Consider the following 13,004-nt stretch of genomic DNA (forward strand, 5'->3'; position numbering starts at 1 on the left):
AAATTTTAATAAGTGGCAGGTAAGTGCTATTATAAGTCGAACATAGTTATAAATAAAACGATTATGCGAATTGGTATGCTTATATGAAAATGAAAGTCTGCTAAAGACAAAAAAGTTGATTTGTTTTGTCATACTACTTAAAAAGGCAGAGTAGCAATAAACAAAGTAGAATAGGTGTTGAATAACAGGGGGAACAACATGTTAGGATTGCAAAAGTATTTTCTAGTAAATGATGAGGTTAAAGCGGTTTCATCTAGTGTTGAAGCTGGAATGAAAGAGCAGCTGCTCTCAGGCTTAACAGGTTCTAGCCGGACGCTGTTAATGGCTGCTTTATACAAGGAAACGAAAAAGACGCAAGTAATCATTACTCATAATCTTTTTCAAGCACAGAAGGTGTATGAGGATTTAATTGACTTAGTAGGAGAAGAGGACGTTCATCTTTATCCAGTTAATGAGCTTATTTCCTCGGAAATTGCCATTGCTAGTCCTGAAATGAAATCACAGCGTTTAGACGTATTAAATAAATTAGTAGCTGGCTTTGAAGGGATTATCATTGTTCCTTTAGCAGGGATAAGAAGGTTGCTGCCTCCAACTTACTTATGGAAGGACAGCCAATTAAATATCTCTGTTGGCCGGGATATCGGCGAGATCCATAATGTGATTACAAAATTGGTTATGATGGGGTTTGAGCGTGTGGATATGGTGTCATCTCCAGGAGAGTTCAGTGTGCGAGGGGGCATTATTGATATTTATCCTTTAACTGAATCAAACCCTATCCGTGTCGAATTATTTGATACTGAAATTGATTCAATCAGAACGTTTCTCATTGAAACGCAGCGCTCTGAAAAAGAATTGAAAGAAATCACCATCGGACCAGCCGAAGAGGTTATTTTACAAGATCAGCATTACCAACACGCAGCTAACAGGCTCCAAGAACAGCTGTCAGCTACCTTAAAGAAAGTAAAAGCTAAACAAACTAAAGAAAAGCTGTCTCAAAATATTTCTTATGAAATTGGTCAGCTCAAACAGCGCTCGAGCTTCCAAGGTATGTATAAATACATGTCTTTTTACTATGAGGTAAAGAGTACGTTACTCTCTTATCTGCCAGATGATGCATTGATTATTATTGATGAGATGAGCCGGGTTAAAGAGATGGCAGACAACTTAGAGAAAGAAGAAGCAGAATGGAGCACGGCCCTCCTAGCGCAGGGAGAGACAGTACATGAAGCAACAATGTCACTAGATGCACTAGAGGGTATGAAAAAGTCTTCTCATTCGATTGTTTATTTATCGTTATTCTTAAAGCACATTCCATCAACGAGCCCAGAAAATGTGGTGAATTTCACGTGTAAATCGATGCAAAACTTTCATGGGCAAATGCAGCTTCTGCAATCAGAAGTAAAGCGCTGGCAAAAATCCGGCTATGCGATTGTATTTTTAGCGGGCTCTAAAGACCGTGCGCAACGACTTGCATTAAACTTAGATGAAGAAGGGATAGACGCTCATGTAGTAGAGAGGGCGACGGAGCTTACTGAAAATACGGTTCACTTAATGGTTGGCCAGTTAAACAGTGGTTTTGAGCTGCCGTCTCATAAGCTTGTCGTCATTACTGAGGAAGAAGTATACGCCAAGCAGAAAAAACGTGTACAGCGTAATAAGCAAAAGTTATCAAATGCAGAGCGTATTAAAAGCTACTCCGAATTAAAGGTCGGAGATTTAGTCGTTCATACGAACCACGGGATCGGTAAATATTTAGGTGTTGAAACGCTTGAAATCAACGGCCTGCACAAAGACTATCTGCACTTGCGTTACGCTGGTGATGATAAACTTTACGTACCTGTTGAGCAAATTGATCAAGTGCAAAAGTATGTAGGGTCAGAAGAAAAAGATCCTAAAATTTATGCACTGGGCGGAAATGACTGGAAGAAAGTGAAGAAGCGAGTTCAATCTTCAGTCGAAGACATAGCGGATGATTTAATTAAATTATATGCCGAACGTGAAGCAAGCAAGGGCTATGCCTACTCAAAAGATGGGGCTGAACAAGCTGATTTTGAAGGAACATTTCCATATCAAGAAACGGAAGATCAAATCAGAGCAGTGGAAGAAATTAAAGAAGATATGGAAAAAGAAAGACCGATGGACCGCCTGTTGTGCGGGGATGTAGGGTATGGGAAGACTGAAGTTGCTATACGAGCTGCTTTTAAAGCCATTATGGATGGCAAACAGGTAGCTATATTAGTTCCTACCACCATTTTAGCTCAACAGCATTACGAAACGATTAAAGAACGATTTTCTGATTTTCCAATTAATATTGGAGTCCTTAGCCGTTTTCGCTCAAGAAAAGAACAAACAGAGACGCTGAAAGGCTTGAAAGCAGGTTCTGTTGATTTAATCGTTGGTACACACCGTCTGCTTTCAAAAGATATTGTTTTTAAAGATCTCGGTCTTCTAATTGTTGATGAAGAACAGCGCTTTGGGGTCACTCATAAAGAAAAGATTAAACAATTGAAGGCAAATATTGATGTTCTTACATTAACAGCGACACCTATACCGCGTACGCTCCATATGTCCATGCTTGGAGTTCGTGATTTATCCGTTATTGAGACACCGCCTGAGAACCGCTTTCCGGTTCAAACGTATGTGGTCGAATATAATGCCTCGCTTATCAGGGAAGCTATTGAGCGTGAATTAACGCGAGGCGGTCAAGTGTATTTCCTCTACAACAGAGTTGAAGATATTGAGCGGATGACAGAACAGATCTCGATGCTTGTTCCTGATGCAAAAGTGTCGTTTGCCCACGGTCAGATGAATGAACGGGAACTTGAGTCTATTATGCTTGATTTCTTAGAAGGAAACAGCGATGTTCTTGTCACAACCACAATTATTGAAACGGGAGTAGATATCCCGAATGTAAATACGCTGATCATCAATGACGCAGATAAAATGGGACTTTCACAGCTTTATCAAATTAGAGGGCGGGTTGGACGTTCTAACCGAGTTGCTTATGCGTACTTTACGTATCAGCGTGACAAAGTGCTGACTGAGGTCGCTGAAAAAAGACTCCAAGCCATTAAAGAGTTCACAGAACTTGGGTCAGGATTTAAAATTGCCATGCGCGATTTAACGATCCGCGGAGCTGGTAACCTGCTTGGTGCACAGCAGCATGGCTTTATTGAATCGGTCGGGTTTGACTTGTACTCTCAAATGCTTAAAGAAGCGATTGAAGAGCGTAAAGGGGATAAACCGAAAGAGCCTCCATTCCAAGTTGAGATGGATATTAAAGTGGATGCTTATATACCAGAGAGCTATATTCAAGATGCTAAGCAGAAAATTGAAATGTATAAACGATTTAAAGGCTGTGAGACAATAGAAGATCTCGCTGATTTAAAAGATGAAATGTTTGATCGTTTCGGCGAATATCCAAAGCAGGTTGAGTATCTCCTGCGTCTCACAGAAATCAAGCTGCGTGCCACTAAGGAGCGAGTCGAATCGATTGTAGAAGCGAAAAATCAAATCGATATTTTATTCTCGCCTGAAACATCAGAAGAGATGGACGGGGCGATGTTATTTGAAATGGCGCATACCTTAGGCAGAGAGGTAACTCTTGGTACGTCTGGTGAAAAAATTAAATTTGTCATTAAAACAAAAAATATCGACGATGAAAAGCTAATCAGTAAAGTTGAATCAATCCTGCAAAGCATTCCAAAGAGCAGAAAGCAAACAACAAGTAATACGGTTTAAAAAATGGGTGTGCCCTTACTTTCGATGAAGATGTAAGCAATAGAGGTAAACAAATTCTTGAATTGGTGAATAGTTCTTTTTATTAAACGGATAATAGTAGTATGAAGCGATGATTTCACACTTTTAAACGTAGACACATCAAGACTATTACATCTTCAGAAAGTGGGGCACAGCAGCATGAAAGCAACTGGCATAGTACGACGTATTGATGATTTAGGTCGTGTCGTAATCCCGAAAGAAATCCGCAGAACCCTTCGTATCCGTGAAGGAGATCCTCTTGAGATCTTTGTTGATCGTGACGGAGAAGTCATCTTGAAAAAGTATTCTCCGATCTCAGAGCTTGGTGATTTTGCAAAAGAGTACGCAGAGGCGTTGTATGACAGCCTAAATCACCATGTGTTGATCGCTGATCGTGATACATATATCGCGGTGGCAGGCGCATCGAAAAAAGAGTTCTCTAATAAAGCAATCGGAGAAATTGTCGAGATGGCAATGGATGACCGAAAGTCTAAGCTTGAAGCTAACTCTGGTGAGTACAACTTAGTTGGAGATCATACTGACAGTCTTAAAGGATTTGTCGTGGCTCCGATTATTGCAAATGGAGATCCTATTGGGGCTGTTGTTATTTTCAATAAAGAACAAAGCTTGAATGGATCGCTAGAACAAAAGCTTGCAGAGACTGCAGCTAGCTTTTTAGCTCGTCAAATGGAACATTAAAAGTCAAAGCTTGTCTCCTGTATGGGAGGACAAGCTTTTTCCTTTTCATTAACCTTAAATTCATTAATCTTAAACCACTAACCTTAATTCACTAACCGTAAAATATGCGGGGTAATACTTGGTTTCATTCCCCAATTTTATTATGATAAGGAAAGGTATATAAGTGGAGGAGGACAACATTTGCAACAAGAACAAAGCCATCAGCTGATTAAAGGTGCGATGGCGTTATCTGCTGCTGCTTTGTTTGCGAAAATATTGAGCGCAGGGTATAGAATCCCCTATCAAAATATAGCGGGTGATATTGGATTTTATGTGTATCAGCAGCTTTATCCTTTTTATGGTTTGGTCATGCTTTTGTCTATGTATGGATTTCCGGTGGTCATCTCAAAACGAGTGGCTGAACTAGAAGCAGCAGGACAAGTACAGAGGGCGAGGCTGACAGTGGCGGTTTCCTTTTATGGCTTACTCGTTCTAGCTGCAGCAGCGTGGGCTGCTATGTACTTTAGTGCACCGCTGTTAGCGCAAGTTATGGGAGATACGCAATTAACTGCACCGCTGCGTGCAGTGAGTTTAACATTTTGGTTTATTCCTTTTTTAAGTGTAGGAAGAGGCCTTCACCAAGCAAGGCGTGAATTGCTTCCGACAGCGATCTCTCACATCAGCGAACAGTTTGTCCGAGTTGCGATGATTATTATTTTTGTTGTCGTGATTATGAGTCAAACGGCTAACCCGTATGATGCAGGCAAAGGGGCAGTATATGGGTCCTTAATCGGGGGAGTTGTTGGTGTGATTGTAATTATTTTCTTATCAAAATCTATCGCTTGGACGGAATGGCTGAAGGTGAGTGGGGCATCACTCAAGGAAGTGTTATCCATCCACTCCTTGCTTTTTAAACAAGGTATTTTCATTTGTATCAGTGCGCTATTATTTATTTTTATTCAATTTATTGATGCCTTTACGATGATTCCACTCCTTCAAAACTTTGGATTAATAGGAGAGCATGCCTATGCTGCTAAAGGAGTGTATGATCGCGGGCAGCCGTTATTACAGCTTGGGACCATTGTGACAACCACATTCTCATTGGCTCTCGTGCCGCTGATCGCACAAGCAATCGCCGCAAAGGAAAGAGAAAAAGCAGGTCTTTACCGTGATTTAGCTATGCGGTTAACGTTATTTATCGGCGGAGCAGCTTCTATCGGACTTTTTATGATCATTGAACCGGCTAATATTATGTTATATGGTAATTCCCGTGGTTCTGAAGTTTTGGCTGTTTTAGCCTTCGCTATATTCTTTAGCTCGATTTATTTAACAACGGCTGCCATCTTGCAAGGATATGGTTATGTTCATATACCAGCTTGGGTTATGGGCCTTGGTATTCTCGTGAAGCTTGGGCTTAATATTCTTTTGGTCCCTGTTATAGGAACGCTAGGAAGTGCCGTGTCAACGGTTGCAGCTATTGCATGCATGGCGCTTGTTCAATTGGTAATAATTAGAAAGCTTGAAGGCTTTGTCATAAGATCGAATCAGTACTACTGGCTGTTTTTTGGCGCAATGATTTTGCTTATTGTCGTAACGTTTATATGGGGTGGATTGGTATCTTACCTGTTTGATATGGAAGGAAGCAGAATTCAAGCAGCTGCAGTCGCCTTATCAACCGTGATGGCTGGAGGTGCAGTGATCGGGTGGTACTTCTTCTTTTTACCGATTCTTAAGGAGGAAGAATGGCAGGCTGTACCGAAATTAAATAAGCTGCGCTTAAAGGTGCGCAGAAGATAAGAGGGATAAGACATGAGTACAATTAATATTATAGGGCTCGGAGCGGGAGATTTAGAGCAGATGCCGCTTGGGGTGTATCGTCACTTGAAGCAAGCAGAAGTGCTGTATGTCCGCACAGAAGACCATCCTGTTTTAGGCGAGCTGCGTCATGAAGGTGTTACGTTTCAATCGTTTGATCATGTATATGAGCAGTTTGATCAATTTGAAGATGTATACCGAAGCATCACTGCGCAGCTTATAGAGGCCGCATCAGAAGGATCTATTACTTATGCAGTGCCGGGGCATCCCTTTGTCGCTGAGAGGACGATCCAATTATTACTCGATGAAACGAAGGATAAAGAGATCCATCTTGAATTTTTAGGCGGGCAAAGCTTTCTTGACCCGATGTATAATGCTCTTAAAATTGATCCGATTGAAGGGTGTCAGATCGTTGATGGAACGGCACTAAATCGAGATGAGCTTGAACTGACTCACCACATCATTATTGTCCAAGTATATGATTCGATGATTGCATCTGATGTGAAATTAACATTAATGGAGCGACTGCCTGATGATTATGAAGTCGTTATTGCAACAGCAGTCGGATCAGCTAAAGAACAACTGACTAAGGTTCCTTTATATGAACTAGATCATGCAACCACATTAAATAATTTAACTGCGGTCTACGTGCCCCCTGTTAAAGATGGGGCCTTACTGGCTGCAGAGTTTACAAGATTACGTGAAGTCATAGCGGCACTCAGAGGACCAGATGGGTGCCCGTGGGATAAAAAACAGACGCATCAATCATTAAAGAAGTACCTCATTGAAGAAGCGTACGAGGTGCTAGAAGCGATTGATGAAGAGGATGATGATCATCTTATTGAAGAGCTTGGAGATGTCCTTTTGCAAGTCATGCTTCATGCTCAAATTGGAGAAGATGAAGGCTGGTTCTCTATCGGTGATATCATCGAATCAACTACAGAGAAAATGATTCGCCGCCATCCGCATGTATTTGGAAATGAGCGTGCAGAAGATGCAGAAGCTGTGCTTGCAAATTGGGAAGAGATTAAGAAGGCTGAAAAAGGGAACAAAGAAGAGAGCATGCTAGATGGGATTCCAAAAGGTCTGCCGTCTCTGATGACAGCAGATCAGCTTCAGAAAAAAGCAGCCCGTGTAGGTTTTGATTGGGATGATGTTCAGCCGATGTGGGATAAGCTTACTGAAGAGCTTGCCGAATTCCGTGAAGAAGTGGGTGCAGGCGATAAAGAAAATATGGAAAAAGAGCTGGGTGATATTTTGTTTGTGATTGTTAATATCGCGCGCTTTTATAAAATAAATTCAGAAGAAGCACTGCGCTTAACAAATCAAAAATTTAAAAATCGTTTTACTTACATTGAACAGCAGGTGAAGAATACGAACAAAGAAATGACAGATTGCACGTTAGAAGAGCTTGATCAGCTTTGGGACGAATCTAAATCTACTTATAAATAGGGGAGAGACACATATGAGACTAGATAAATTTTTGAAAGTATCTCGTTTAATTAAACGACGCACACTAGCTAAAGAAGTATGTGACCAAGGCCGAATCAGCATAAATGGCCAGCAAGCGAAAGCAGGGTCAAATGTGAAGGCTGGAGATGAACTGGTAGTTAGGTTCGGTCAGAAGCTAGTAACGGTAGAAATTAATGAAGTTAAAGAAACGAGCCGTAAAGAAGAGGCAGGTTCCATGTATACGATAGTAAAAGAAGAATCTTTAAAAGATAATCACTCACTGTAAGAAAGTAGGAACAAGCCCCGTAATAGGAGCTTGTTCTATTTTATTTGCTCTGTTCATACACATGTGGTAAAGAACAGAGAGGGGAAGATAAAATGACGGAACAATATGAGTTTGGAACTCCAATGGGGCGGGAAAGAAAGAATAATGATCATGATATTACCCTGCGCGGGAGAAAACAATTAGATATTACTGGTGTAAAACAAGTAGAGAGCTTTGATAATGAAGAGTTTCTGTTGGAAACAGTAATGGGATTTTTATCAGTTAGAGGGCGTAATCTTCATATGAAAAACCTTAATGTTGAACTCGGTCTTGTGTCCATCGAAGGGAAAATTGATGACTTTGTCTATCTTGATCAGAGCCAGCAAGATAAATCCAAAGGGTTCTTTGGGAAGCTATTCAAGTGAGTCTGACGGTTCAATTTTACACAATGGTATCAATGGCTGCGATGGGCATTTGGCTCGGTGCAGCGATTGATACGTATGGACGCTTCCTTCGAAAACGACGCTCCTTTCACTGGTTGACGGCCTTAAAAGATGTATTATTTTGGCTGATTCAAGGGCTGATCGTTTTTTATGTACTCCTTGAATCAAATCATGGTGAAGTCAGGTTTTATGTATTTTTAGCTATTTTATGCGGCTACGCCTGCTATAAAGCGCTGCTTCAGAACACTTATCAGCGCTTATTAGAAGTAATTATTCGTTTATCTATTGCTTTTTACCGGTTTGTCACAAATTTGTTCAATATCCTACTTATTGTTCCTATAAAGTACGTATTGAAACTGCTTTATACGTTAGGTATGATGGTAGTAACTGCTATTGTGGCTATCTTTTTATTTATCTTCAGAATCATCTGGAGGCCGTTAAGATGGGCCTTGCGTTTAATCGGAAAAGCCACACGAATAGATAGAGCTTATAAAAAACTTTCGCCTTATTTTTTGAAAATAAAGGAATATATAAAGGCGATGCGGAAAAAGAAAGAGTAAGGAGGGGATAAAAATGGTCACAAAGCGTTCGTCAACCGTGCGAGAAATGGATTCACAGTACATTGAAAAGCGGGAGCAGGAACTTGAGTTTCAAGCAAAGAAACGCAGAGGGTTGATTCGTAGATTAAGTGTGCTGGGTATTTTCGGATTTATACTCGCTGGAATTGCATCTGTGACATTTTATGCCCAAGCATCAACCATAAATGAAAAACAAGAAGAAAAGCAGGCTCTTGAACAAGAGCTTGAGTTATTGAAAGCAGAGGAAAAGAGACTTGAACAAGAAATCATTAACTATAATGATCTGGACTATATAGCAGAGATTGCGAGAAGGGATTATTATTTGTCCAAGCCTGGGGAAACATTGTTTAAACTTCCAGATTCTTCAGCTGATTGACACCTTTTTTTTCATTCGGGTATAATGTAGGAAACGAATATTTACAGATTTCTTAAGGAGGATCTATTTTTTCATGTCAATTGAAGTAGGCAGCAAGTTGCAGGGTAAGGTTACTGGAATTACAAATTTTGGAGCGTTTGTTGAGTTACCGGGTGGTTCTACCGGCCTTGTACACATCAGTGAAGTTGCTGATAATTACGTTAAGGATATTAATGAGTTTTTAAAGGTTGGAGAAGAAGTTACAGTTAAGGTTGTAAATGTGGAGAAGGATGGAAAGATCGGTTTATCCATTCGTAAAGCAAAAGACCGTCCGGAAGGTTCCGAAAGACCTGCACGTCCTAGTCGTCCAAGCCCATCAGGACGTCCGCCGCGTCCGCAAGGCGGCGGAAGAGGTCCACAAGGTGGAAATCGCGGTCCTCGGACAAACAGCAGACCAGCACCATCATTTGAAGATAAAATGAGTCGTTTCTTAAAAGATAGTGAGGAGCGTCTTTCAACCATCAAGCGTCAAACGGAGTCTAAGCGTGGCGGTCGTGGCGCTCGCCGTGGTTAACTTGCTGTCAGCTTCTTTATACAAATAAAAGACAAGCAGAAATGCTTGTCTTTTATTTTTCATAGAACGTTGTATAGACTGGTCTAAAAAAGAATATAAAAAAATGATTTAAATGGGTTGACTCTTTTAAAAGAAGGGTGTATAGTAATACTTGTCGTTAATGACACGTTGATGACACACAATATATGGCGGTGTAGCTCAGCTGGCTAGAGCGTACGGTTCATACCCGTGAGGTCGTGGGTTCGACTCCCTCCGCCGCTACCATATACATATTCAAACTTGGATCTATTCAGATTCAAGTTTTTTTGTGCTCTCGTAAGTGGGCAGTTTCCCAATAGAACCATTTTAAACAAAGAACTTTTCCTCATCTTTCTTCAGCATATCCCCCCATCTCCTAGCAAATGAGTGATTTATCCTGTTCATTTTGCTTAAACCTGTTGTATTTAATCCTCTTTTAGCAGAATTAAGTCGAACGATTCTTTTCTTGCCAAACCTTAATATGACAAAAAATGAAAGACTATTCTGTTTATAATGAAACCACGATTCTAATATGGGTGGTGGGTATGATGATAAGGAAGGCGGCTAAAGAAATGATTGAACCTGCTCGCAGTGTAATGGTTCACGAAAGATTAATCAGTTTTACGAGTGGAATGCTCACAAAAGCCGGCAAGACGACGCAAGCGATTTTTTACCAATGGGGCCTGCTCGTTGCGGTTGTAGGTTTTTTACTTGGACGAGCCATGATTTTATCTGAACTGACACCGTTTGTTCTTCCGTTTTTAGCTGCTGTATATATGTTGAAACGAGAGAAGGCGGGTATCGCTGCTCTAGCATTAATGGCTGGGGCGCTAACGAGTTACCATGGCAGCATTGCCTTTGTCATCGTAGCGATCTTCTTATATGTTCTGATGCAAAAAGTGGTTGGGAGGTATGTAGATAAAACGACAAAAGCTTTGCCGTATACGGTGTTTGCAGCAAGTATGACAGCGAGGCTGGGTTTAGTGTTTATCTTAGAAGGAACGATTACTAATTATGCTCTTATGATGGCAACAGTTGAAGCTGGGCTCAGTTTTATTCTTACTATGATTTTCCTGCAAAGTGTACCTCTAGTCACATCAAGAAAAGTGAAGCAGCCGCTTCGAAATGAAGAGATTGTCTGTTTAATTATCTTATTAGCATCTGTTATGACAGGGACGGTTGGCTGGGTCATTTATGATGTAACAGTGGAACATGTATTAGCTCGCTATCTTGTGTTAATTTTTGCTTTTGTAGGTGGTGCAGCAATTGGGTCGACTGTTGGTGTCGTAACAGGTTTAATATTAAGCCTCGCTAGTGTGGCAAGCTTGTATCAAATGAGCTTACTTGCATTTTCTGGCTTGCTTGGCGGGTTATTAAAAGACGGCAAAAAGATTGGAGTCGGTATAGGGTTATTAGTTGGTACCTTATTAATTGGACTATACGGAGAAGGGGGTACGAATCTAGGAGTCACTTTGCTCGAATCTCTTGCCGCAATTGCAATATTTATGCTCACACCAAGAGATCTTATCGGCAAGCTGGCGAGATATATTCCAGGCACAACTGAGTACTCCAAAGAGCAGCAGCAATATTTGCGAAAAATTAGAGATGTAACAGCAGGCAGAGTGGAACAGTTCTCTACACTTTTTCAAACACTATCACAAAGCTTCCAAACTTCACCTGATACGGATATTCCAGAAGATGCAGAGAGGGAGGTTGACTACTTCTTAAGTAATGTAACAGAAAAAACATGTCAAACATGCTTCAAAAAAGAAAAGTGCTGGGTGCAGAACTTCTCTTCCACTTATGAGTCTATGCAAAAGCTTATGAAAGAAACCGAGGAGCGTGGTGAAGTGACAAGTCAGCTGCTTTTATCAGAATGGAAAAAGCAGTGCATCAAACCAGAGAAGGTCATTCAAGCCATTGAACATGAACATGGTCACTTCCAAGCGAATCAAAAGTTAAAAAGACAAGTACTTGAGAGCCGTAAGCTAGTAGCAGACCAACTGTTAGGCGTCTCGAGAGTTATGGGTGATTTTGCAAAAGAAATTCAAAAGGAAAAGCAGGCCCATCATCATCAAGAAGAGCAAATGCTAGAAGCACTAAGAGGGGTCGGCCTCGAAGTTGGCCATATTGATATCTATAATCTAGAGAAAGGGAATATTGAGATTGAAATGAGCATTTCTTTTGATCAGGGACATGGACAAGCAGAGAAGATTATTGCCCCAATGCTTTCTGATCTATTAAAAGAAACGATTGTCGTAAAAGCAGAGCAGGCGTCCTATTACCCGAATGGTTATAGTCATATTTCATTTAGTTCCGCGAAAAAATTTGTCATAGAAACAGGAATTGCAAATGTAGCTAAAGGGGGAGCATACGTCTCTGGAGACAGTTATTCTACAATTGAGCTTGGCGCCGGAAAATACGCGATAGCTATTAGTGACGGAATGGGAAATGGAGAGCGTGCTCACCTAGAGAGTAATGAAACGCTTCAGTTGCTGCAGAAGGTCCTGCAATCAGGGATTGAAGAGACCGTTGCGATAAAGTCAGTGAACTCAGTTTTATCACTGAGAACAACAGATGAGATCTTTTCCACCCTCGACTTAGCTATGATTGACTTACAAGATGCTACCGCACGTTTCTTGAAAATAGGATCCATTCCAAGCTTTATTAAGAGAGGAGATAAAGTCATTAAAATTGAGGCAAGCAATCTGCCCATGGGTATTATTCAAGAGTTTGATGTGGATGTCGTAAGTGAGCAGTTAAAGCCAGGAGATCTATTAATTATGATGAGTGATGGAATATTTGAAGCGCCAAAGCATGTAGAAAACAAAGAAATGTGGGTTAGACGCATGATAAATGAGCTTGATACAACGGATCCTCAGCAAGTAGCTGATGTCATGTTAGAAAAAGTCATACGATCTGGCCGAGGGATGATTGAAGATGATATGACTATTATTGTAGCGGAAGTGAAGCGCAATACACCGAAGTGGGCAGCCATTCCGCTCTATAAGTCTCCTAAGTTATTAAGAAAGAGAGCATAACATCTCAGGCAGAGGTAATATTCCCC

General features: G+C 40.8%; 10 protein-coding genes and 1 tRNA gene. All 11 read left to right on the top strand.

Annotation, left to right across the window (positions count from 1 at the left end; translation table 11 throughout):
- Nucleotides 1-198: 198 nt before the first annotated feature.
- The 11 genes from mfd (at nucleotide 199) to spoIIE (ending at nucleotide 12,978) form a co-directional block, all read left to right on the top strand.
- Complete coding sequence (gene mfd, locus PQ478_RS00320) at nucleotides 199-3,741, top strand: transcription-repair coupling factor (RefSeq protein WP_289235526.1); 3,543 nt, start codon at nucleotides 199-201, stop codon at nucleotides 3,739-3,741.
- Nucleotides 3,742-3,918: 177 nt separating this feature from the next.
- Nucleotides 3,919-4,458, top strand: a complete 540-nt coding sequence (gene spoVT, locus PQ478_RS00325) for a stage V sporulation protein T (protein WP_012957077.1) — start codon at nucleotides 3,919-3,921, stop codon at nucleotides 4,456-4,458.
- A 180-nt stretch (nucleotides 4,459-4,638) separates the two neighbouring features.
- The gene (locus PQ478_RS00330; RefSeq protein WP_289235527.1) at nucleotides 4,639-6,234 is read left to right on the top strand and encodes a putative polysaccharide biosynthesis protein; all 1,596 of its coding nucleotides are present in this window, start codon (nucleotides 4,639-4,641) and stop codon (nucleotides 6,232-6,234) included.
- Between the two features lie 12 nt (nucleotides 6,235-6,246).
- Nucleotides 6,247-7,704 carry a bifunctional methyltransferase/pyrophosphohydrolase YabN gene (yabN, locus tag PQ478_RS00335; protein WP_289235528.1) on the top strand — a complete coding sequence of 486 codons (1,458 nt, stop codon included), beginning with the start codon at nucleotides 6,247-6,249 and terminating at the stop codon, nucleotides 7,702-7,704.
- A 13-nt stretch (nucleotides 7,705-7,717) separates the two neighbouring features.
- The gene (locus tag PQ478_RS00340) at nucleotides 7,718-7,990 is read left to right on the top strand and encodes an RNA-binding S4 domain-containing protein (protein WP_012957080.1); all 273 of its coding nucleotides are present in this window, start codon (nucleotides 7,718-7,720) and stop codon (nucleotides 7,988-7,990) included.
- A 92-nt stretch (nucleotides 7,991-8,082) separates the two neighbouring features.
- The gene (gene yabP, locus PQ478_RS00345; protein ID WP_075684063.1) at nucleotides 8,083-8,394 is read left to right on the top strand and encodes a sporulation protein YabP; all 312 of its coding nucleotides are present in this window, start codon (nucleotides 8,083-8,085) and stop codon (nucleotides 8,392-8,394) included.
- Nucleotides 8,391-8,972, top strand: coding sequence for a spore cortex biosynthesis protein YabQ (gene yabQ / locus PQ478_RS00350; RefSeq protein ID WP_289235529.1), 582 nt, complete (start codon nucleotides 8,391-8,393; stop codon nucleotides 8,970-8,972). The genes yabP and yabQ overlap by 4 nt, the downstream gene beginning before the upstream one ends.
- A gap of 13 nt (nucleotides 8,973-8,985) precedes the next feature.
- Nucleotides 8,986-9,366, top strand: coding sequence for an FtsB family cell division protein (locus tag PQ478_RS00355; protein ID WP_012957083.1), 381 nt, complete (start codon nucleotides 8,986-8,988; stop codon nucleotides 9,364-9,366).
- A 73-nt stretch (nucleotides 9,367-9,439) separates the two neighbouring features.
- Nucleotides 9,440-9,919, top strand: coding sequence for a S1 domain-containing RNA-binding protein (locus PQ478_RS00360; protein ID WP_012957084.1), 480 nt, complete (start codon nucleotides 9,440-9,442; stop codon nucleotides 9,917-9,919).
- A gap of 187 nt (nucleotides 9,920-10,106) precedes the next feature.
- Nucleotides 10,107-10,183 (top strand) — tRNA-Met (locus PQ478_RS00365).
- Nucleotides 10,184-10,485: 302 nt separating this feature from the next.
- On the top strand, nucleotides 10,486-12,978 hold the full coding sequence (gene spoIIE, locus PQ478_RS00370) for a stage II sporulation protein E (protein ID WP_012957085.1): 2,493 nt from the start codon (nucleotides 10,486-10,488) through the stop codon (nucleotides 12,976-12,978).
- Nucleotides 12,979-13,004: the final 26 nt, after the last annotated feature.

The organism is Alkalihalophilus pseudofirmus (assembly GCF_029094545.1).
GTDB classification, from domain to species: Bacteria; Bacillota; Bacilli; order Bacillales; family Bacillaceae_D; genus Alkalihalophilus; species Alkalihalophilus pseudofirmus.

Excerpts from the sequence above, each read along its gene's own strand:
- mfd (WP_289235526.1), top strand. The coding sequence starts at position 199 with ATGTTAGGATTGCAAAAGTATTTTCTAGTAAATGATGAGGTTAAAGCG.
- spoVT (WP_012957077.1), top strand. The coding sequence starts at position 3,919 with ATGAAAGCAACTGGCATAGTACGACGTATTGATGATTTAGGTCGTGTC.
- yabN (WP_289235528.1), top strand. The coding sequence starts at position 6,247 with ATGAGTACAATTAATATTATAGGGCTCGGAGCGGGAGATTTAGAGCAG.
- PQ478_RS00340 (WP_012957080.1), top strand. The coding sequence starts at position 7,718 with ATGAGACTAGATAAATTTTTGAAAGTATCTCGTTTAATTAAACGACGC.
- yabP (WP_075684063.1), top strand. The coding sequence starts at position 8,083 with ATGACGGAACAATATGAGTTTGGAACTCCAATGGGGCGGGAAAGAAAG.
- PQ478_RS00355 (WP_012957083.1), top strand. The coding sequence starts at position 8,986 with ATGGTCACAAAGCGTTCGTCAACCGTGCGAGAAATGGATTCACAGTAC.
- PQ478_RS00360 (WP_012957084.1), top strand. The coding sequence starts at position 9,440 with ATGTCAATTGAAGTAGGCAGCAAGTTGCAGGGTAAGGTTACTGGAATT.
- spoIIE (WP_012957085.1), top strand. The coding sequence starts at position 10,486 with ATGATAAGGAAGGCGGCTAAAGAAATGATTGAACCTGCTCGCAGTGTA.